The sequence below is a fragment of the Burkholderia sp. BCC1638 genome (genome assembly GCF_902833195.1).
In the GTDB taxonomy this organism is placed as follows: domain Bacteria; phylum Pseudomonadota; class Gammaproteobacteria; order Burkholderiales; family Burkholderiaceae; genus Burkholderia; species Burkholderia diffusa.
In genome coordinates this window covers 49358-70456 of record NZ_CADFEC010000030.1, presented here as the reverse complement: position 1 = coordinate 70456, position 21099 = coordinate 49358, and the positions used below count along the sequence as shown (strand labels likewise).

The 21099-nt window shown below is 68.8% G+C and carries 18 protein-coding genes and 1 pseudogene; 6 read left to right on the top strand and 13 right to left on the bottom strand.

Annotated features, from left to right (window positions below):
- Nucleotides 1-304: 304 nt before the first annotated feature.
- Nucleotides 305-787, bottom strand: coding sequence for a BON domain-containing protein (locus HWX22_RS26230; RefSeq protein WP_175916688.1), 483 nt, complete (start codon nucleotides 785-787; stop codon nucleotides 305-307).
- Between the two features lie 579 nt (nucleotides 788-1366).
- On the opposite strand from HWX22_RS26230, the gene HWX22_RS26225 reads away from it, so the two are divergent.
- Nucleotides 1367-3139 carry a thiamine pyrophosphate-requiring protein gene (locus tag HWX22_RS26225; protein ID WP_175916687.1) on the top strand — a complete coding sequence of 591 codons (1773 nt, stop codon included), beginning with the start codon at nucleotides 1367-1369 and terminating at the stop codon, nucleotides 3137-3139.
- Nucleotides 3140-3213: 74 nt separating this feature from the next.
- On the opposite strand, the gene HWX22_RS26220 is transcribed toward HWX22_RS26225, so the two are convergent.
- Nucleotides 3214-4992 (bottom strand): glycoside hydrolase family 15 protein, encoded by a 1779-nt coding sequence (locus tag HWX22_RS26220; protein ID WP_175908975.1) that lies wholly within the window; start codon nucleotides 4990-4992, stop codon nucleotides 3214-3216.
- A gap of 22 nt (nucleotides 4993-5014) precedes the next feature.
- Nucleotides 5015-5110: pseudogene (locus HWX22_RS26215) on the bottom strand (SDR family NAD(P)-dependent oxidoreductase); the annotation flags it as partial.
- Nucleotides 5111-5391: 281 nt separating this feature from the next.
- Here HWX22_RS26215 and coxB point away from each other — a divergent pair.
- The 4 genes from coxB to HWX22_RS26195 are packed head-to-tail and all read left to right on the top strand — an operon-like array spanning nucleotide 5392 to nucleotide 11069.
- On the top strand, nucleotides 5392-6441 hold the full coding sequence (coxB, locus tag HWX22_RS26210; protein WP_244135290.1) for a cytochrome c oxidase subunit II: 1050 nt from the start codon (nucleotides 5392-5394) through the stop codon (nucleotides 6439-6441).
- 13 nt (nucleotides 6442-6454) lie between these two features.
- Nucleotides 6455-9091 carry a cytochrome c oxidase subunit I gene (gene ctaD, locus HWX22_RS26205; protein WP_175916685.1) on the top strand — a complete coding sequence of 879 codons (2637 nt, stop codon included), beginning with the start codon at nucleotides 6455-6457 and terminating at the stop codon, nucleotides 9089-9091.
- Nucleotides 9088-9456, top strand: a complete 369-nt coding sequence (locus HWX22_RS26200; RefSeq protein WP_175916684.1) for a cytochrome C oxidase subunit I — start codon at nucleotides 9088-9090, stop codon at nucleotides 9454-9456. The genes ctaD and HWX22_RS26200 overlap by 4 nt, the downstream gene beginning before the upstream one ends.
- Complete coding sequence (locus HWX22_RS26195; RefSeq protein ID WP_175916683.1) at nucleotides 9447-11069, top strand: cytochrome c; 1623 nt, start codon at nucleotides 9447-9449, stop codon at nucleotides 11067-11069. The genes HWX22_RS26200 and HWX22_RS26195 overlap by 10 nt, the downstream gene beginning before the upstream one ends.
- Nucleotides 11070-11142: 73 nt before the next feature.
- Here HWX22_RS26195 and HWX22_RS26190 read toward each other — a convergent pair whose 3' ends face one another.
- The 9 genes from HWX22_RS26190 to HWX22_RS26150 form a co-directional block, all read right to left on the bottom strand.
- Nucleotides 11143-11541, bottom strand: a complete 399-nt coding sequence (locus HWX22_RS26190) for a RidA family protein (RefSeq protein WP_175916682.1) — start codon at nucleotides 11539-11541, stop codon at nucleotides 11143-11145.
- Between the two features lie 115 nt (nucleotides 11542-11656).
- Nucleotides 11657-12433 carry a benzoate diol dehydrogenase BenD gene (gene benD, locus HWX22_RS26185; RefSeq protein ID WP_175916681.1) on the bottom strand — a complete coding sequence of 259 codons (777 nt, stop codon included), beginning with the start codon at nucleotides 12431-12433 and terminating at the stop codon, nucleotides 11657-11659.
- Complete coding sequence (gene benC / locus HWX22_RS26180; protein ID WP_175916680.1) at nucleotides 12430-13452, bottom strand: benzoate 1,2-dioxygenase electron transfer component BenC; 1023 nt, start codon at nucleotides 13450-13452, stop codon at nucleotides 12430-12432. Before benC ends, benD begins: the two co-directional genes overlap by 4 nt.
- A 39-nt stretch (nucleotides 13453-13491) precedes the next feature.
- Nucleotides 13492-13980, bottom strand: a complete 489-nt coding sequence (gene benB, locus HWX22_RS26175) for a benzoate 1,2-dioxygenase small subunit (protein WP_059700832.1) — start codon at nucleotides 13978-13980, stop codon at nucleotides 13492-13494.
- Nucleotides 13977-15335, bottom strand: a complete 1359-nt coding sequence (locus tag HWX22_RS26170) for a Rieske 2Fe-2S domain-containing protein (protein ID WP_059536868.1) — start codon at nucleotides 15333-15335, stop codon at nucleotides 13977-13979. Before HWX22_RS26170 ends, benB begins: the two co-directional genes overlap by 4 nt.
- A 124-nt stretch (nucleotides 15336-15459) precedes the next feature.
- Nucleotides 15460-16404 (bottom strand): catechol 1,2-dioxygenase, encoded by a 945-nt coding sequence (gene catA, locus HWX22_RS26165; protein ID WP_175908969.1) that lies wholly within the window; start codon nucleotides 16402-16404, stop codon nucleotides 15460-15462.
- 73 nt (nucleotides 16405-16477) lie between these two features.
- Nucleotides 16478-16768: a muconolactone Delta-isomerase gene (gene catC, locus HWX22_RS26160; RefSeq protein WP_175908968.1), complete on the bottom strand. Its 291-nt coding sequence runs from the start codon at nucleotides 16766-16768 to the stop codon at nucleotides 16478-16480.
- A 45-nt stretch (nucleotides 16769-16813) separates the two neighbouring features.
- The gene (locus HWX22_RS26155) at nucleotides 16814-17950 is read right to left on the bottom strand and encodes a muconate/chloromuconate family cycloisomerase (RefSeq protein WP_175916679.1); all 1137 of its coding nucleotides are present in this window, start codon (nucleotides 17948-17950) and stop codon (nucleotides 16814-16816) included.
- A gap of 635 nt (nucleotides 17951-18585) precedes the next feature.
- Nucleotides 18586-19770, bottom strand: coding sequence for a sugar transporter (locus tag HWX22_RS26150; protein WP_175908965.1), 1185 nt, complete (start codon nucleotides 19768-19770; stop codon nucleotides 18586-18588).
- A 189-nt stretch (nucleotides 19771-19959) separates the two neighbouring features.
- On the opposite strand from HWX22_RS26150, the gene HWX22_RS26145 reads away from it, so the two are divergent.
- Nucleotides 19960-20634 carry an HAD family hydrolase gene (locus HWX22_RS26145; protein ID WP_044843419.1) on the top strand — a complete coding sequence of 225 codons (675 nt, stop codon included), beginning with the start codon at nucleotides 19960-19962 and terminating at the stop codon, nucleotides 20632-20634.
- A gap of 102 nt (nucleotides 20635-20736) precedes the next feature.
- Here the strand turns inward: HWX22_RS26145 and HWX22_RS26140 are convergent, their stop codons facing one another.
- Nucleotides 20737-20979 carry a DUF6566 family protein gene (locus HWX22_RS26140; RefSeq protein WP_175908964.1) on the bottom strand — a complete coding sequence of 81 codons (243 nt, stop codon included), beginning with the start codon at nucleotides 20977-20979 and terminating at the stop codon, nucleotides 20737-20739.
- Nucleotides 20980-21099: the final 120 nt, after the last annotated feature.

Below are 21099 nucleotides of genomic sequence, written 5' to 3'. Positions count from 1 at the left end.
GCGCCACAACCAAGCGCTCATCGCGCTCGCACGGCGACGCTGTGACGTCCTGTTCGCCATGCTGCGCGACGGCACCATTTACCAACCCAAGTCAGCCCCTACCGCTTGACGAAACACATAGGGGCACCCCCCGACCAGCGTGGCGAACCCGGCGCGCCGAGGCGGTCGACGACGCTGGTCGATGCCCTGTTCCTCAACGATGCCTTTCAGGCCCAACTGCTCGCGCTGGTAGCTCGCGCTCGCGCGCACGTTGGGCAAGCCCTGCGCAGCCGCCGCGCTCGCCCGCGCGCGGCCGATGCCGACATCAGTGCATCGGGCCGCCGGACGGCGCCTTGTATTCGCTACGCGCGCCCATCGCGTCCTCGACGGTCTGCACGCCGCGCAGCGCGGCCACACCGTCGACGACGGCGTGCCGTTCCGCTTCTTCCACCTGCCCGCTCAGGCGCACGTGCCCGTGCTCGACGGTCACGTCGACGTCGCGCGGATGCCCGGCCAGATGACCCAGCGCGGCACGTACGCGTTCGGTGACCTGGGCGTCGTTCGCGTCGCCCGCGAGCCAGTCGGCGCGCAGTCCCGCGATCGCGCCGCGCGCATGGTCGGCCGCGCGCTTCGCCTGCGTATTTGCGTAGTCGACCACGCCGTGCCGGCCCGCAGCGGCCTTGTCCCGCACGTACGCGCGCCGCCGCCGGCCCGATGCCGGATCGAGGAAGTACATCGCCGCCGCGCCGCACGCGACGGCCACCGCGAGATTCAACAACGGATTGATCGAGCGAGTTCTGGAAGTCATGGGAGCACCGTAGTCGATACCCGGAACCGCCGGGCTTCGTCGACACGGGCAGCATGTGCCGTTCCTTACCGCGACAGTGCCGCCGCGGCGGTGCGCGCCCGCCCGCGCGGCATCCGGAGCGCGTGCCCCTCTGCAGCCGTGCGATCGAAATGACAAGCGCTTGAAAATTCCGTGTTCGGCGAGCACCGTCGGCAACGGGGACGCCGGGCGTGAAAGCCGGTGCGAGCGTCGTTGACGTGCCCGGAACGACGCGGTACGGGGCCCGGCCGTCCCCTGCAAGCGCAGTTGATGCATGAGCGTCGGGCAACACGGCGCCGTCGCGTCGCGGGCGCGAGCGCGATTGACCGTTAGTTGCGATCTAGAGATCGCGCGTCCGGGTCTCGCACGTCGTCGATCGTCGGTGCCGCGAAAAGCGCCATCGTTGCGCGCCGGATTACCTGCCATTGCCCGCAGCGCCTGCCTTCACCACCCGTGCCTGATGCGGCCGCGCGGCACATGCCTTGCGCGACGCCCGGCAGCGCCGCGCACAACGATCGCCTTCGCGGCTCATCGGCTCTTCCCGAACCAAGGAGAAACGGCATGGCGACAGTGGCGGATTTCATCGTCGAACGGTTGTACTACTGGGGCGTGCGCCGCGTGTACGGCTACCGGGGCGACGGCATCAACGGCTTCTTCGGCGCGCTCGGCCGGGCGGAGGGCAAGATCGAATTCATCCAGGCGCGCCACGAGGAGATGGCGGCCTTCATGGCGTCGGCACATGCAAAATTTACAGGCGAGCTCGGCGTATGCGTCGCGATCTCGGGCCCCGGCGCCTCGCACCTCGTGACCGGCCTGTACGACGCGCGGCTCGACCACATGCCGGTGCTCGCGATCGTCGGCCAGCAGGCGCGCGCCGCGCTCGGCGGCCACTATCAGCAGGAAGTCGACCTGCCGGCGCTGTTCAAGGACGTTGCGGGCGCATTCGTCCAGCTTGCCGTCGTGCCGGGCCAGGTGCGCCATCTGGTCGACCGCGCGGTGCGCATCGCGCTCGGCACGCGCACGGTGACCGCGCTGGTGCTGCCGAACGACCTGCAGGAACTCGACTACGCGCCGCCGAAGCGCGCGCACGGCACCGTGCACTCCGGGGTCGGCTACACGGCGCCGAAGGTGGTGCCGTATGCCGACGACCTGCAGCGCGCGGCCGACGTGCTCAATGCCGGCAAGAAGGTCGCGATGCTGGTCGGCGCGGGCGCAGCGAAGGCGTTGCTCGGCAAGGCCGCGCTGCCGGACGACCTGCCGTGGGTCACGGGCTCCATCGGGCTGCTCGGCACGAAGCCGAGCTACGAACTGATGACCGAATGCGACACGCTGCTCGTCGTCGGCTCGGGCTTCCCATACTCGGAATTCCTGCCGAAGGAAGGCCAGGCGCGCGGCGTGCAGATCGACCTGAAGGCAGACATGCTGAGCCTGCGCTACCCGATGGAGGTCAATCTCGTCGGCGACAGCGCCGAGACGTTGCGCGCGCTGCTGCCGCTGTTGAAGGAACGGCACGACACGAGTTGGCGCGACCAGATCGCGAAATGGAACGCGGACTGGCACGAGACGCTGGCCGCGCGCGCGGCCGCAAAGGCGAGCGCCGGGCGCGGCGTGAATCCGCAGCGCGCATTCACCGAGCTGTCGCCACGGTTGCCCGACGACGTGATCCTGACGAGCGATTCGGGCTCCTGCGCGAACTGGTATGCGCGCGACCTGATGATGCGACGCGGGATGATGGGTTCGCTGTCGGGCGGGCTCGCGTCGATGGGCGCGGCCGTGCCGTATGCGATCGCCGCGAAGTTCGCGTACCCGGTGCGCCCGGTGATCGCAATGGTCGGCGACGGCGCGATGCAGATGAACAACATGGCCGAGCTGATCACGGTCGCGAAGTACTGGCGGCAATGGCCCGACCCGCGCTGGATCTGCATGGTGCTCAACAACGAGGATCTGAACCAGGTGACGTGGGAACAGCGCGTGATGGAAGGCGATCCGAAGCTCGACGCTTCGCAGCAAATTCCGAACGTGCCGTACTACCGCTTCGCGACGCTGCTCGGGCTGAAGGGCATCTACGTCGACGATCCGGAACAGCTCGGCGCTGCATGGGACGAAGCGCTCGCGTCGGACCGTCCGGTCGTGCTCGAGGTCAAGAGCGATCCGGAAGTGCCGCCGCTGCCGCCGCACGTGACGCTGCAGCAGGCGAAGCATTTTGCCGAAACGTTGGTGAAGGGCGACCCGCGCGAAGCGAACGTGATCGTCGAGACCGCGCGGCAGGTGCTATCGGCCGTGCTGCCGGGCAACGGCGAGCGCGGCGGCAAGGGAGGCAAGCACGAGTCGTAGCACTTGACGGGCGGGACGACACGAAGCGTGCGTCGTGCCGTGCTGCCCCGTCGCGTGCGGCGCGGTGCTGCACGTCAGCCGGTATCGACGTCGTCTCGCCAGTCGCCCTCCAGCGCGATCGCCGCGTTGACCAGCCCGACCTGCGCAAGCGTGAACGGAAAATTCCCGCACATGCGCCGCGCCTTCACGTCGTACTCTTCCGACAGCAGCCCGACGTCGTTGCGCAGGGCCAGCAGCCGCTCGAACAGCGCGTGCGCGTCGGCGTCGCGGCCCTGCATCTGGTAAACCTGCGCGAGCCAGAAGCCGGCCGCGACGAACGCACCCTCGTTGCCTTCGCAACCATCCTTGAAACGCGGCGGGCGATAACGGAACGGCAGGCCGTCCTCGACCAGTTCGCGCTCGATCGCGGCGACCGTCGCCGCGACGCGTGGATCCGACGCATCGAGCATCCCCGTCAGCGGAATCAGCAGCAGGCTCACGTCGAGCCCGTCGCCATCGTAGCGGTCGACGAAGCGGCCGAGTTTCGGGTGATAGCCACGGGCGAGCACATCCGCGTGCACGGTGTCGGCCCAGCGCCGCCACTCCTCGAGTGGCGCGTGATGGCCGAACGCGCGCGCGGAACGATACGCACTTTCGACGGCCGCCCATACCATCACCTTCGACGACGTAAACGGGTGCCGGCCGCTGCGCACCTCCCAGATCCCCTCGTCCGGCTCGCGCCAGATCGTCGCGAGATGGTCGAGCAGCCGCCGCTCGAGCGTCCACGCATCGTCGTCGGGCGGCAGCCCGTGCCGGCGCGCCTGGTACAGCGCGGCCAGCACCTCGCCGTAGACGTCCAGCTGCAGTTGTTCGGCCGCCGCGTTGCCGAAGCGCACCGGCCGCGCGCCTTCGTAACCGGCCAGGTGAGCGGCCGACCATTCGTCCGCGCGCCGGCCGCCGTCGGCCGCGTACAGCACCTGCAATTGCGCGGGATGATCGGCGATCGCGCGCACCAGCCAGTCTCGCCAGCGCGCGGCCTCCTCGCGATAGCCGCAGCGCACCAGCGCGCGCAGCGTGAAGCTCGCGTCGCGCAGCCAGCAGAACCGGTAATCCCAGTTGCGCACGCCGCCGAAGCGTTCGGGCAGCGAGCTCGTCGGCGCCGCGACGATGCCGCCGGTGCGCACGCTCGACAACAGCTTCACCGTGATCAGTGCGCGCTCGATCGCGTCGCGATACGGGCCTTGCGCCGCATTGCACTTCGACCAGACGCGCCAGAACGCCTGCGTGTCGCGCAACGACGCGTACGGGTCCGGCAACGACGGCGGCCGGTCGTACGAACGCGCGTAGCTGATGCAGAAATCCGCGCGCTCGCCCGCGGCGATTCGCGGCGCGCCGACGAGCCGGTCGTCCCGCACGTCGAGGTGCACGTCGGTATCGAGCCACATCGCGTCGCCGCCCGTCATCATTCGCCAGCGCCGGCCGAGACGGCGGCACCACGGCAACGCGTGGCCGTAGTCGAAGCGCACGCCGAGATCGACGTCGAGCTCGACCGTGCCGCGCTCGCCGCGCACGCTGCGGATGACGCACGGGTCGCGCGCATCCCAGCTCATCCAGTCGATCATGATCACACAGCCCGACGACGTCTCGAACGTCGTTTCGAGCACCGCCGTGCCGGGCAGGTAGCGGCGCGTCACGCGCGCATCCGGCTCGCGCGGCGCGATACGGAAACGGCCGTTGTCGGGCGTGCCGACGAGTGCGGCAAAGCATGGCGGCGAGTCGAAGTCCGGCCAACACAGCCAGTCGATGCTGCCGTCGAGCGCGACGAGCGCGGCGCTGCGGCCATCGCCGATCAGTGCGTAATCCTCGATTCTCATCGCGCTCACCGGTTCAACCCGCCGCGAGCAGCGCGACGTTCGCGCCGCGCCGTGCAAACGCATGGGCGGTCGCGCGGCCGACGCCGGCGCTCGCACCGGTGATCGCGACGGTGTTCACGGTCGATTCCTCCGGTTTTCTCGCGGTGGGCGGCACGCGGCCGGGACCTACCCCGAGCGGCCTGCCAGAACACGATCGAGGTAGCAAGCGATGTGCCGCGCACCGTGCCGCGGGCGCGCCGTGAACCGTCGCCAAATTTACAAGCCGGCTGTAACGCGCAGCCCGTTGCATAGGCAATGCCCAGGCCGAGATGCTGACGCGGCGCACGCACAGAAATTGCTCCGCCGCGAACGGTTGTCGAACGGCTGTCGTCACGCCGCCGAATCCGAAAAGGAGCCCTGTTGCCCGTCCCGCCACCCGAGAAAGCGCCCCGTATCGTTCGCCTCGCCGCGACCGCGTGCCTCGCCGCCCCCATGGCCGCCGTGCGCGCCGCCAGCGAGCCCGACGCACCGGCCGGGCCGCTGCCGCTCGCTTACGTCGCGCATGCGGCGGGCCCGGCTGCCCGGCCGGTGTTCGTGCTCGGCTGGGCGCTGCTCGCGCTGTGCACGTTCGTGTGCATCGCGATCGCGGTGCTGCTGCTGATCGCGATGTTTCGCCGCCGCACGCATGCAGGCGGCGGCCACGACAGCGGGCTGGCGATCGTCACGGTCGGCTCCGCGATCTCGATCGTGCTGCTGTTCGGCGCGCTCGTGTACATGCTGCGCGTGCTGGGCGCGGTGGCGTCGCCGCCGCATCCACCGGCGCTCACGATCGTCGTGACCGCGCACGACTGGTGGTGGGCTGCCCGCTATCCGGACGACGCGGGCGGCACCGCGTTCGTCACCGCGAACGAACTCCGCATCCCGGTCGGCGAACCCGTCGCGCTCGAACTGAAAAGCGCGGACGTGATCCATGCGTTCTGGGTCCCGCAACTGGCCGGCAAGACGCAGACGATTCCCGGCCAGACGAATCATCAGTGGCTGCAGGCCGACCGGCCGGGCGTATACCGCGGACAGTGCTCACAGTACTGCGGTGCGCAGCACGCGCACATGGCGTTCGAGGTCGTGGCCGAGCCGCCCGCGGCGTTTCGCGCGTGGCTCGCCGCGCAGCGGCAGCCGGCGCCCGCACCCGCCGTCGGCGCCGAGCGGCGTGGCCGGCACGTGTTCGATGCGCGCTGCGCGGGTTGCCACACGGTGCGCGGCACCGACGCGGCCGGCGACGCGGGCCCCGACCTGTCGCATCTCGGGTCGCGCCGGCTGCTCGCGGCCGGCACGCTCGACAACACGCCCGACAACCTGCGGCGCTGGATCGCGCATGCGCAGCAGATCAAGCCGCAGACGCTGATGCCGTCGTTCGCGCTCGCGCCGCGCGACGCCGACGATCTCGCCGCCTATCTCGCAACGCTGCACTGAACGGAGAATGACGATGGCCGTTGCCCGCGACACGCCCGCTCCGCTCAGCCGCGTGCCCGACCTCGGCGAAGCGCCGCCGGGCTCCACGCACGAGCGCGAACTGGCCGCGCTGTGGGAATCGGATCCCGGCTGGCGCGGCTGGCTCGGCACGGTCGACCACAAGCGCATCGGGCTGCGCTACATCGTCACCGCGTTCGCGTTCCTGCTGCTCGGCGGCGTCGAGGCGCTCGCGATGCGCATCCAGCTCGCGCGGCCGAATGCGACGGTGCTCACGCCCGCGCAGTACGACTCGCTGTTCACGATGCACGGCGTCACGATGATCTTCCTGTACGCGCTGCCGGTGCTGTCCGGCTTCGCGAACTATCTGTGGCCGCTGATGCTTGGCTCGCGCGACATGGCGTTCCCGAGGCTGAACGCGTTCTCGTACTGGGCGTTCCTGTTCGCCGGCCTGTTCCTGTATGCGAGCTTTCCGCTCGGCGCCGTGCCGGACGGCGGCTGGTTCAACTACGTGCCGCTCACGTCGCTCGATTACAGTGCCGGTGCGAACATCGACATCTACGCGCTCGGCATGATCCTGCTCGGCATCTCGACGACCGGCGGCGCCGCGAACTTCGTCGTCACGCTGCTGCGGATGCGCGCGCACGGGATGTCGATCGACCGGCTGCCGATCATCGTGTGGGGCACGCTCACCGCATCGGTGGCGAACCTCGTCGCGGTGCCGTCCGTCAGCCTCGCGTTCCTGCTGCTGTGGCTCGACCGCAATGCCGGCACGCACTTCTTCGACGTCGCGAACGGCGGGCGGCCGCTGTTGTGGCAGCACCTGTTCTGGATGTTCGCGCACCCGTGGGTCTACGTGGTCGTGCTGCCCGCGATGGGAATCGTGTCGGACGCGCTGCCGACTTTCTGCCGACGGCCGCTCGTCGCGTACGAGGCCGTCGCGGTATCGACGGTCGCGACGATGCTGATCGGCTTCGAGGTGTGGGTCCACCACATGTTCGCGACCGGCATCGCGCCGCTCGCGCTTGCGTTCTTCGGCGCGGCGAGCATGCTGATCTCGATCCCGAGCGCGGTCGCGGTGTTCGCGTGGCTCGCAACGATCTGGACGGGCCGTCCGGTGTTCCGCACGCCGTTCCTGTATTTCGCGGGATTCGTGCTGATGTTCGTGATCGGCGGCGTATCCGGCGTGATGACGGCCGCGGTGCCGCTCGACTGGCAGCTGACCGATACGTATTTCGTCGTCGCGCACCTGCACTACGTGCTGCTCGGCATCAACGTGTTCCCGGTGCTCGGCGGGCTCACGTACTGGTTCCCGAAATTCACCGGGCGGATGATGAACGAACGCTTCGGCAAGCTGACGTTCTGGATCGTGCTGGTCGGCTTCAACCTCGGCTTCTTCCCGATGCACGTCTCCGGGCTGCTCGGGATGCCGCGCCGCATCTACACCTACCCGTCCGGGATGGGCTGGGACACGTCGAACCTGCTGACGACGATCGGCTCGTTCGTGTTCGGCATCGGAATCGTGATGTTCGTCGTCAACGCGCTCGTCAGCGCGCGGCGCGGCGCGCGCGCCGCTGAGAATCCGTGGGGCGCCGCCGGGCTCGAATGGTCGGTCGCGTCGCCGACGCCCGTCTACAACTTCGCGGTGCTGCCGCTCGTCGCGTCGCGGCACCCGCTGTGGGAAACGCGCGAGGATCCGATGCGCACCAGCATGCGCGTCGGCTACCGGCTCGCCGACGGGCGCGAGGCGCTCGCGGTCACGCCGCTCGCGGCAAAACCGAGCGCGATCCTGAAGATGCCCGAGGACAGCTGCGTGCCGTTCGTGCTCGCGCTGCTCGCGACCGCCGTGTTCGCTGCGATGCTGGCGCGCTCGCCAACGCTCGTGTGCGCGGCCGTCGCCGGTTGCGCGATCGGGACCGCCGTGTGGCTGTGGCCGCGCCGCACGCTCGGGCAGCGTGCGCACCTTCCGGCCCGCAACACCACCCAGGCGCCTGCAGCGGCCGGCCTGCATCCGGCCGAACCGCGCTCGGCGACCGCGCCGTCCGGTGCGCCGGTCGCGTGCGTCGAACCGCTGCCGGTCGGCAGTTGCGGCGAACGCGCGGGCGGCTGGTGGGGCGTCATCACGCTGATCGTGACCGAGGCCGGCCTGTTCGGCTACCTGCTGTTCTGCTATTTCTACCTGCAGTCGCAGTCGGCCGCGCCATGGCCGCCCGACGGGATGCCGAAGATCGCGCTCGCGGCCGGCAACACCGTCGTGCTGCTGTCGAGCAGCGTGTTCGTGTGGCTCGCCGAGCGCGCGGTGCGGGCCGACCGGCGCCTGCGCGCGGCGGCCGCGCTCGCCGTCGCGCTGCTGCTCGGCGTCGCGTTCGCACTCGTCCAGCTGCACGAGTGGCGCGACCATCCGTACGGACCGACCGCGCACCTTTACGGCAGCCTGTACTTCACGATCACCGGCTTCCACCTCGCGCACGTGGCGGCCGGTCTCGTCATCCTCGCGCTGCTCGCCGGGTGGACCGCCGCCGGTTTCTTCGGCCGCGAACGGCGCGTCGCGCTGACGGTCGGCGGGCTCTACTGGCACTTCGTCGACATCGTCTGGTTGTTCATCTTCACCGCGTTGTACGTATCGCCGTACTGGCTCAGGAGCGCGGGATGAACGGCGCGCGACGCTCATGGACACCCCTGCTCGCGATCGCGGCCGGCCTGCTCGGCGCGCCTGCGCTGTGGTTCGCGCAGATGCTGGCATCCGAAACGCTCGCGTCGACCGCGTGCTATCCGCTCGGCGTCGCGCAGACCGTGCCGCGCTGGGCGCACGTCGGCGTGTGGCTCGCGCTGATCGCCGCCTGGCTCGTGCGCACGTGGCAACGCCGGCACGACGCGAACGTGCAGGCCGCGACGCGCGACGACAGCACACGGTTCCTCGCGCGCTGCGGGATGCTCGCCGCGCTCGGGTTCGTGATCGGTCTCGTGTTCACGGGAATCGTCACCGCTTTCGTGGGGCCGTGCAGTCCATGGCGTTGATCTCGTTCGCTTCGTGCGTTTCGTGTGCCGCGCGCGTCGGTCGGCGCCGCCGCGTGGGCGTCGCGCTCGTCGTGTGCGCGCTGTGCGCATGCGACATGCAGCAGGACGACCACGCGGCGCCCGCCGGCGATCCGGCCGAAGCCGCGTCTCCGGCGGAGGCGCCCGAGCCCGCGTCGGGCTGGCATTTCGTGCGGATACGCGCGTCGGCAGCCGATGCCGGCGCGTCGATGTCGGACCGGGTGAACCGCGATCCGCGGCTGGCGCAGCGGCGAGACACGGCGGCCGCCCAGGCTTCGGCTGCGCCGTCGGACGCTTCATCGGCTTCGCCCCCGGCATCGGCGTTGTCCACCTCACCCGCATCGGCAGCTGCCGCCGCCCGCCGCCCGGTGATTGCCGCCGCGGCCGCAAGCGCCGATGCCGCGACGATCGCGCGCGGCCGCTATCTCGCGCTCGCCGGCGACTGTGCCGCCTGCCACGATGCCGCCGACCACACGCCATACGCCGGCGGCCAGCCGGTCAATTCGCCGTTCGGGCCGATCTATGCGCCGAACATCACGCCCGACACGGCGCACGGGATCGGCAACGACACGCTGCGCCAGTTCGACGATGCGTTGCGGCGCGGCGTGCGCGCGGACGGCAGCCGGCTGTATCCTGCAATGCCCTACCCGTCGTTCGCGCGCTTGTCCGACGACGACGTGCGCGCGTTGTATGCGTATTTCATGCGTGGTGTCGCGCCGTCGGCGAACGCGGTAAAAAACACGCGGCTGCCGTTTCCGTTCGACCAGCGCTGGGCGCTCGGGCTGTGGAGCCTGGCGTTCGCGAACCGCGACCGGTTCGTGCCGCAGTCGTCGCGATCGGCGGAATGGAATCGCGGCGCGTATCTCGTGCAGGGGCTCGGCCACTGCGGCGCATGCCACACGCCGCGCGGCCCGGCTTACAACGAGCGCGGCTACGACGAACGCAGCCCGACGTTCCTCACCGGCGGCATCAACGATCACTGGTTCGCACCGAACCTCACCGGCGCGGACGCGGACGGCCTCGGCCGCTGGACGGCCAACGATCTCGCCGCATTCCTGCGCAGCGGCCACGCGGTGCGCGGCGCGGTGTTCGGCGCGATGGCGCCCGTCGTCGGCGAAAGCACCTCGCTGCTGACGGATGCGGATCGTCACGCGATCGCCGTGTACCTGAAATCGTTGCCCGCGCAACCGACCGCCGCGACGAATCCGCTCGGCGTCGGCGTCCCGCGGCTGACCGCGGCGGGGCCGCGCCCGGAGGGCGGCCAGCAGGCGCCGGGAGCCGGCGTATATGCGGGATTCTGTGCGCGCTGCCACGGCGCGGAAGGCGCGGGCGTGCCCGATCGCGGGCCGCCGCTCGCCGGCAATTCGGCCGCGCTCGCAGCCGATCCGACCAGCGCGATCCGGATCGTCGTCGAAGGCGCTCGGCCGGCGCCCGGCGCGCACGGGCCGGTGCAGCGGATGCCGGCGATGCGCGGCGCGCTGACGAGCGGCGAGATCGCCGCGGTGGTCAGCTATGTGCGCGGCGCGTGGGGAAATCGCGCCGCGCCGGTGTCGGAGCAGGACGTGAGGCGGTTGCGGGCGGCGATCCGGCGGTAGACGGGCCGGACGTTGGCATCCGATGCTTGCCGCGAGCGGTCGGACCGTGTCGTCTCGCCAGCAGCGGCCGCGACTATCCCTGCAGCACGGCAACCGCCTTGATTTCGACGATATAACCGGGCGCCCCGCCGAGCATGTGCGCGCCGACCGCGGTCCACGCAGGCCGCGGATGCGCATGGAGATAGCGGTCGCGCACCGTCATGAACAGCGGCAGGTCGCGCATGTCGGTATGGAAGGTCGTCAGGTCGACCACGTCGTCGAGCGATGCGCCGGCCGCCTCGAGCACGACCTTGAGATTCTCGAACGCCTGCACGATCTGCGCCTCGCGTTCTTCCACCAGTTGCATCGCCGCGTCGCGGCCGATCTGGCCGGACACGTACACGGTATCGCCGACCTTGATCGCCGGCGCATAGCCGATTTTTTCGTACACGGCTTCCATTCCGACGGGGATGATCGCTTCGCGTTGGCGCATGAGTGTCTCCGTGGCCGGGCTTTCCGCACCGGCCGGTTGTTCGATGGTCATCGCGCGCACGCCTGACCGGAGCGCACGCATGTCTGAAGCTGCTGGCGAACAGGCCGCCCGCCGCTCAACCCGTGTCGCCGCCCGCGACCGGCAGCACCGTGCCGGTGATGTAACTCGCCTCGTCCGACGCGAGGAACAGGATCGGTGCGATCTGTTCATCGAGCGTGCCGTAACGCTTGAAGAACGTCGAGTCGGTCACCTGCCGCACCGCTTCGGCCATCCATGCCTGTTCCTGCGCGTTGTCGCCGGCCGCATTGCGCGGCACGCGGCGCGGCGGCGCCGTGGTGCCGCCCGGCGCGGTCGCGACCACGCGGATGCCGTGCTCCGCGTATTCCATCGCGAGCGCCGCCGTCAGCGCGTTGACGCCGCCCTTCGCGGCCGAATACGGCACGCGGCGAATGCCGCGCGTCGCGTTCGACGACACGTTCACGATCGTGCCGCCGCCCCCGGCCAGAAAATGCGGCAGCACGGCGTGGCAACTGTAGAGCGTCGGCATCAGCGAGCGGCGGATTTCCGCGTCGATCTGCTCGGGCTCGAACTCGGCGAACGGCCGCATCCGGATCGCACCGCCGACGCCGTTGATCAGCACGTCGATCCGGCCGAACGTCGCGACCGCGCACGCCATCGCCGCGCGCGCGCCGTCGTAGGTTTCGAGATCCGCGACGAATCCGGCCGTGTTGCCGCCCGGCGCCTCGGCGGCCACCTCCGCCACGAAGTCCGCGCGATCGACGAACAGCACGCGGCCGCCCTCTGCCGCCGCGCGCAGCGCGACGCCGCGGCCGATGCCCTGCGCCGCGCCGTTGACGACGACCACCTTTCCGGAGAATCGTTGCATGGTCATGCCGCCTTTGCCGTCACGTTCGGGGTGAACTTCTCGTAGTGGAAGCTGTTGGGCTTCACACCGGCGTCGTCGAAATACTGGCGCACCGCGTCGACCATCGGCGGCGGTCCGCACAGGTAGACGTCCACGTCGCCGTCGTTCAGCGCATCGGCCGGAATGTGCTGCGTGACCCAACCCTTGCGCGGATGGCTCGACGCCGCGTCGGCAACGACCGTCGAGAAGCTGAAATTCGGCAGCTTCGCCGCATATGCTTCGATCGCATCGACCAGCACCAGGTCGAGATCGCGCGTCACGCCATAGATCAGGTGCACGTTCTGCCGCGAGCCGCTGCGTGCGAGCACCTCGAGCATCGACAGGAACGGCGCGAGGCCCGTGCCGCCCGCGAGAAACAGCAGCGGCCGCGCCACATCGCGCAGGTAGAAGCTGCCGAGCGGTCCGTTCAGTTCGAGCGTGTCGCCGGGTTTCGCCGATTCGAGCCACGTGCTCATCACGCCGCCGGGAATCTTCTTGATCAGGAATCCGATCTTCGTGTCGCCCGGCGCGGACGAGAACGAATACGACCGATGCTGGCCGCTGCCCGGCACGCCGATGTTCACGTACTGGCCGGGAAGGAACACGGGAGCGGCCGCATCGACGTCGAGTTCGAGCACGATCGCCGCGTCGTGGTGCGGCTCGACCTTCGTCACGGTCGCGGCGAACGCGCTATGGCCGGTCTTGCATGCAACCGACGAGCTCGGCACCGCGATCACGCAATCGCTTTGCGGCACCATCTGGCATGTCAGCACGAGGCCGCCGTCCTTCTCGCCTTCGGTGAGCGCGTCGTCGATGTAATCGTCGCCGAGGTCGTAGCTGCCGCTTTCCGCGCGGCATTTGCAGGTGCCGCACACGCCGTCGGAACAGTCCATCGGCAGGTTGATCTTCGCGCGGAACGCGGCGTCGAGCACCTTCTCGCCGGCCTTGCAGTCGATGAAGCGGGTGACCCCGTCCTCGAAGTTCAGTGCAATCTTGTAGGTGGACATGACATCGTCTCCCTGTGTTACGTGTCGAATCGATCGGCGTCAGACGTGGTACACGTCGAGCACCTGCCGGATGTAGTCGTTCTTCAGCACGATCTTCTTGTTCGAGATCAGCCATGCGTCGCCCGAGCGGCGCAACGTGACGAACATCGTGCCGAAGAAGTGGTCGGTCACGCGGTAGCGGTGGTTCAGCGTGTGGAAGTTGTAGCGCACGTCCACCTCGCCGTCGCGCTCGGCCAGCACCTCGACGTTCGTCACGTTGTGGCTCGTGCGCGGCTCGGGCGTCGACGCGCCGCTGCGCTCGGTCTTGATCCGGAACACGCGATCCTCGAGGCCGCCGCGATCCGCGTAGTACATCAGCGAGATCTGGCTGCGCGGATCGTCGGTCGGCCGGTCGTCGTCGTCCCACGCGGGCATCCAGTACGTGACGTCTTCCGTGTAGCAGGTCAGCCACTCGTCCCACTCGCGGTCGTCGAGCAGGCGCGCTTCGCGATACAGCGCCGCGCAGATGGTCCGGTAATCGATGTTCATGCTTGCACCTCCCCGCGTTCCTTCTTCAGTGCATCGCGCATCACGTGCACCCAGTGTTCGTGCTGGCACACGAACAGCCCTTCGTCCTCGCTGCGCTCGCCCGACATGCGCGGGTTCAGCCCCATCCTTTTCGCGTTCTCGTCCGGCCCGTCGATCCACAGCGGCGCGCCGCGGGACAGGTCGTTCCACATCGCCGTGATGCCCGCATAGCCGGCCTGGCATGCGCGGAACTCCTCGAGGTCGTCGGCCGTGCCCATTCCCGTCACGTTGAAGAAGTCCTCGTACTGGCGAATGCGCGTCGTGCGGTCGGCTTCGCTCTCGCCCTTCGGCGCGAAACAGAAGATGCTGACTTCGGTCTTGTCGACGCCGAGTGGACGCACCACGCGGATCTGCGTGCTGAACTGGTCCATCAGGAACACGTTCGGGTACACGCACAGGTTGCGCGTCTGGTTCACGATGAAGTCGGCCTGCACGTCGCCGACGCGCGCCTTGATCTCGTCGCGGTGCTGGTACACGGGCCGCACCTCGGGGTTCATCGTCTTGGTCCACAGCAAGATGTGGCCATTGTCGAAGCCGTACACGCCCGCGACCGACTTGCTCCAGCTGTTCGCGTCGACGGCCTTGGTGCCGTCTTCCTTGCGGCGGCCCATCGTCGCCGCGTAGTTCCAGTGCACGGTGCTCACGTGATAGCCGTCGCAGCCGTTCTCCATCTGCATCTTCCAGTTGCCTTCGTAGATGTAGGAGGAATTGCCGCGCAGCACTTCGAGCCCGTTCGGCGCCTGGTCGACGATCTGGTCGATGATCACGCGCGCCTCGCCGAGATAGTCCTCGAGCGGCAGCACGTCGTCGCGGAGGCTGCCGAACAGGAAGCCGCGATAGTTCTGGAAGCGCGCGACCTTCTTCAGGTCGTGCGAGCCGTGCGTGTTGAACTGCACCGGATACTCGGTCGTCTTCTCGTCCTTCACCTTCAGCAGCTTGCCGGTGTTCGAGAAGGTCCAGCCGTGGAACGGGCACGTGAAGCTGCCCTTGTTGCCGTGCTTGCGGCGGCACAGCATCGCGCCCTTGTGCGCGCACGCATTGATCACCGCGTGCAGCTCGCCGGTCTTGTCGCGCGTGATGACGATCGGCTGGCGGCCGATCCACGTCGTGTAGTAATCGTTGTTGTTCGGGATCTGGCTTTCGTGCGCGAGGTACACCCAGTTGCCCTCGAAGATGTGCTTCATCTCGAGCTCGTACAGCGCCTCGTTCGTGAAGATGTCGCGGCGGCAGCGGAAAACGCCGGCCTCCTTGTCGTCCTGCACGGCGGTGGCGAGCAGGTGGTCCAGTTCGGTGGTGTGGTCGATCGTGGCGGACATGTTGGTTCCTCCTGTGCGCGTGCCGGGTCCTGCAAGCACGCTCGCATCGGTATCGATTGAATCTCGCGGGGACCCGGCCGGCGGCGGCGCAGGCGCGCCGCCGTGCCGTCGGGCCGTCGGGCCGTTATGCCGTGGCGGAAGCGCGCAGGCGTTCGACGATCTGGTTGTCCTTGCCCTCGACACGCGGCGTCAGGACGACGTTGAACTCGATGTCCTGGTAGGCGTCGGCCTTCAGCCCGAGCGCGACGCCGCCGGTCTTGCCGGTGACGGGCGGAATCAGCTCCTCGCGCGTCGCATACGCGAAGTCGTCCCAGATCAGCGGGTCGCCGTCGATATTGAACTGCGTCGTCAGCTTGCGGTGGCCGTCGCTGGTCACGAAGAAATGCACGTGCGCCGGGCGGTTGCCGTGACGGCCGAGGCGGTCGAGCAGCTGCTGCGTCGCGCCCTGCGGCGGGCAGCCGTAGCCGACCGGCATCAGCGTGCGGAATTCGTACTTGCCGTCCGCGCCCGTCTTCACCGCGCCGCGCAGGTTGAAATCGCTCTGCGCGCCGGTCGGGTCGAAGTGCGAGTAGAAGCCGTGCGAGTTCGCGTGCCAGCACTCGACCAGCGCGCCGGCCACCGGCTTGCCGTCGAGCCCCGTGACCGTGCCGTGGATCACGAGCGGGCCCGCGCCTTCGTCGGCGTCGATGTCGATCTTCGCGACGCCGTCGCGCACCGGCGCGCCGCCGACGTACAGCGGGCCTTCGATCGTACGCGGCGTGCCGCCGTCGAGCCCGATCGCCTCGTCCTCCGCGTCCATCCGGATGTCGAGATACTTCTCGAGACCAAGGCCGGCCGCGAGCAGCGCCGCCTCGCCGTCCTGACCGAGCTTGTTCAGATAGTTCACGCCGGCCCACACTTCGTCGGGCGTGATGTCGAGATCGTCGATCGCCTTGAACAGGTCGCCGAGCAGCCGCAGCACGACCTGCCGCGTGCGCGCGTCGCCGCCGTTGGTGCCGTTGCCGCCCGCGTTCGACGCGGCCTTCAGCAGATCCTGCACTTCCTTGGTTTCGAATACTTTGACGCTCATGATGGTGTCTCCACGTGTATTTTGGGGAAAGGTGACCCGGTGCCCGCCGTTGCGGAAGAGGCGGCTCCGTGGCTCAAACGTCGCCGTCGTGTACCGACGACGGGTGGCGACACAACGGCGTCACCGAAATCTTCATGTACGGGAACAGCGGCAACCCGGTCAGGATCTCGTGCAGCTCGGCGTTGCCGGATACGTCGAACACGCTGTAGTTCGCGTATTCGCCGGCGATGCGCCAGATGTGGCGCCACTTGCCGCTGCGCTGCAGGTCCTGCGAATACGCCTTCTCGCGGGTCTTGATCTCGTCGGCCACGCTGGCCGGCATGTCGGCCGGGAGGTTGACGTCCATGCGTACGTGGAAAAGCATCGTGATGTCCTGGTGCGTGATCGGGTTGTCGCGGGTTGTCGCGGGTCAGCGGGAGACTTTCGTCAGCCCGTCGCGGGTGAAACGCGCGACCTTCGCTTCGTCGAGCTCGATGCCGAGGCCCGGGCCGCTCGGCACGGTCAGTTCGAAATCGCTGTAGTCAAGCGGGGTCGTGAGAATCTCTTCGGTAATCAGTAGCGGTCCGAACAGTTCGGTGCCCCACTGCAGGTTCGCGAAGCTCGCGAACAGATGCGCGGACGCGACCGTGCTAAACGCGCCTTCGAGCATCGTGCCGCCGTACAGCTCGATGCCGGCCGCGTCCGCGATCGCCGCGACGCGCTGCGCCGCGAAGAGGCCGCCGCTCTGCTCGATCTTGATCGCGAACACGTCCGCGCCGTGATGCTTCGCGATCTCGAACGCGCTGTCCGGGCCCTGCAGGATTTCATCGGCCATCAGCGCGACCGGGAAGCGGCGCATCAGCCGTGCGAGCGCCGCGGCCGACGCGACCGGCTGCTCGACCAGTTCGCAGCCGGCATCGGCGAGCGCCGGAATCGCGCGCGCGGCCTGCGTTTCGCTCCACGCCATGTTCACGTCGACGCGCACCGATGCGCGCTCGCCGACCGCCCGCTTGATCTCGGCCACGTGCCGGATGTCCGCGTCGAGCGCCTTCGCGCCGATCTTCAGCTTGAACACGTTGTGGCGGCGCAGGTCGAGCATCCGCTCGGCTTCGGCGATATCGGTCGCCGTGTTGCCTGATGCGAGCGTCCACGCGACCGGCAGGCGATCCCGCCGGCGGCCGCCGAGCATCTCGCTGACCGGCACGCCGAGGCGCTTGCCGTGCGCGTCGAGCAGCGCGGTTTCGAGCGCGCTCTTCGCGAAGTGATTGACCTTCGCGAGCTTGCCGAGGAACGCCATCAGCGTCTGGATGCGCGTCGCGTCCTTGCCGATGATGGCCGGCGCGAGGTATGCGTCGATCGCGAGTTTCATCGCTTCCGGGCTTTCCGGGCCGTAGGCCATTCCGGCGATCGTCGTGCCTTCGCCGATGCCCGTCACGCCGTCGCTGCAGGTCACCTTCACCAGCATCAGCGTCTGGCCGTGCATCGTGGCGACCGACAGCTTGTGCGGACGGATCGTCGGCAGGTCGACGAGGCGGGTTTCAATGCGTTCGATGGTGACGGGAGACATGGGGCACGCTGCGTGTGGGGAGTTCATGGAACGGATTTATACGCGGCGGCGAAATGGACCGTCCAATACTTTTGGTCTCGCTTTTTGATACCTGGGAGGTATCGTAATTCGGCGCGATTCGCGAAATATTGCACTGCGCCATACCATTTTTGTCTGGTTGGCGTGGCGGAAAGGCTTGATGGGAGGCGCGAAACAGGTTTCTGGGGCGTCGCCTGGGGAACGATGAAATGCGCGAGGCGGGCGCCGGGCGACATCGACGGAAATCGAGGTCCGGGCTGACGGGATCAGGGTTTTCCTGATGGGAATACGGTGCGGCCGGATCAGTGCGGCGGCGGGCGCCGTGCGAGGCAGCGCCTTCAGAAGCTGCTCCGCGACGACGGCATCATTGCGCCATCCCAGGTCGTCCTGGAGCGCGGTCAGCGCGTCAGGCTACACCCGATTGGCCGCGCCGGAGGGCACGTGCGCGCTTCGGGAATGGTCATTACGAAGAGCCCGGAGACGCACGTCGCAACCGTTCCAGGCAAACGGCAACATTCCCGCGCGGCAACTCGGCATGTCACGCACGACGCTGTACGCGAAACTCAGGCAGCGCGATGCGACGGGGATCCGGCGCGACGGGCCCCACCGACGGCGGATTACGCCATCGCCCGCCGCTCATGCAGCCGCAACGCGGCCCACGCGATCCCGGCAGAGACGATCCCGACCACCCCGCCGAACGTGCCGATCCACGGCAGGCCGAAATCCCCGGCGATATGGTTGCCGAGCAGCGCGCCGGCACCGATGCCGACGTTGTACAGCCCGGAAAAGATCGACACCGCGAGATCGGTCGCCTCGGGCGCGAGCTTCAGCACCCACGCCTGCATCGCGAGCCCGAAGCAGACGATCGCGCCGCCCCACACCAGCGTGTGAACCGACAGCGTGACGATGTTCAGCGCGCTCGGGAACAGGATCAGCAGACACGCCGACAGCGCGATGATCGACGCGAGCAGGAAATCGGCCGGCCGTTCCGGAAACACGCGGTTGAAGCAGACCGCGGCCGGCATGCCGGCGACGCCGAACAGGATCAGCACGTAGGTAATCCGGCTGCTGCTCGCATGATTGACGCTCTGCACGAACGGCTCGATGTACGTGTACGACGTGAAATGCGCGGACACGACCAGCACGGTGATCGCATACAGCGATACCAGCGCCGGCTTCCTGAGAAACATGCCGATGCTGGACAGCGATCCGGCGCCCTGGCTCGGCAGCGCCGGCAACGTCATGCGCAGCATCAGCAGCGCGACGGCCGCCGCGCCGCCGATCACGAGGAACGTCACGCGCCAGCCGAGCGCCTCGCCGATCACGCGCCCGAGCGGAATGCCGGCAACCATCGCGATCGCCGTGCCCATCGCGAGCAGGCTCAATGCGCGGCTTTTGCGGTCGCTCGGCGCGAGCCGCACGGCCAGCGGGACGGAAATCGACCAGAACACCGCATGCGCGCACGCGATGCCGAGCCGGCCGATCATCAGCACCGTGAAATTCCACGCGACGCCGGTGACGACATGGCTGCCGATGAACACCAGCAGCGCGCAGCTCAGCAGCTTGCGCCGCTCGACGTGGCGCGTGACGAACGTCAACGGCAGCGACACGACCGCGACGGCCCACGCGTAGATCGTCAGCATCAGGCCGACGTCGGTCGGCTGCATCCGCAGGCTGTCGCCGATCGCGCTCAGCAGCGCGACGGGCACGAATTCGGTGGTGTTGAAGATGAAGGCAGTGAGTGCCAGGGCCAGGACGCCCCACCACGACTGTTCGGAACTGACGGCGTCCGGAGTTGCCATACGGGAATTCGACGAGGGTTGGGGGCGCGTGCGGCGCGGGCAGCCGGCCCGGCGCATCGGCGCGATTGTACCAGCGGCAAATGACACGTCGCCGCCGGGACATGGCGATGACACGGCCGCGCGCCGATAATGCGTCGAAGGCCTTTTCGCGGACGATTCGCCCGAATATCATCGGGCCAGGAGATTCACATGCGCATTGAAACGTCGTTTCTGTTCGATCTCGACGGCACGCTCGTCGACAGTGTCTACCAGCACGTGCTCGCGTGGAAGGAAGCGCTCGATGCCGAGGGCATCGAGCTGTCGGTGTGGCGCATCCATCGCAAAATCGGGATGAGCGGCGGCCTGTTCCTGAACCAGTTGCTGCGCGAGACGGCCGGCGACATCGACGCCGAGCGCGTCGAACGGCTCGCGCGGCTGCATGCGGCCGCGTACCAGCGGCTGCGCGCGCAGGTCCGGCCGCTGCCAGGCGCGCGCGAGCTGCTGGCCGCGCTGTCGAACGCGGGCATCCGCTGGGCGATCGCGACCAGCGGGCGGATGGAAACGGCCGCCATCAACCTCGAGGCGCTCGGCGTCGATCCGGCGAAGAACGTGGTCGTCACGCGCGATCAGGTCAAGTATGCGAAGCCGGATCCCGATCTGTTCCTGACGGCCGCCGCGAAGCTGAACGTGCCGATCGAGCATACGGTGGTGGTCGGCGACAGCATCTGGGACATGCTCGCCGCGAGCCGCTGCCGCGCGCTGGGCGTCGGGCTGCTGTCGGGCGGTTACGGCAGCGACGAGCTGGAACGCGCGGGCGCGCTGCGCGTGTACGACGATCCGGCGGATTTGCTGTGGCACCTCGACGAGATCGCGGCGCGGCCGTGATGCCCGAATCGTCCGCCTGACCCGCGGCGCCGGCCTTCCGGCGCCACCTTCGTCGGCGCGTCGCGCCGCGTGCACGCATCCGGCCGCGCCGGTCGGGTCGGATCAATCGTCGTCGACGCGCTTGTCGACCAGATAACGCCCGCGCTCGACGCCCGCGCGCAGCGCCTCGTCCTCCGTCTTCCATTCCAGGCCGTCCGGCCCCGGCACGTAGAGCTCGATGCGCGCGCCGTCGACATACACCTGCACTTCGTCATCCCACGCGCCGCGCGCGTTGCGCCGCGCCCAGACGCGAATCTCGTGGCCGCGATACGGGTCGCGCACCTGTGCGTCCTGTTGATGCTGCATGCTGGCCCCCTGTGCTTATCTGCGATGGCGATGCAAAAAATGCGCGCCGCACGATCGCCGCGCGCGCCGTCGGCCCCCCGCGCACAAGCCGTGCCCGCTGTCCGGCCGCCCGGCACGCAC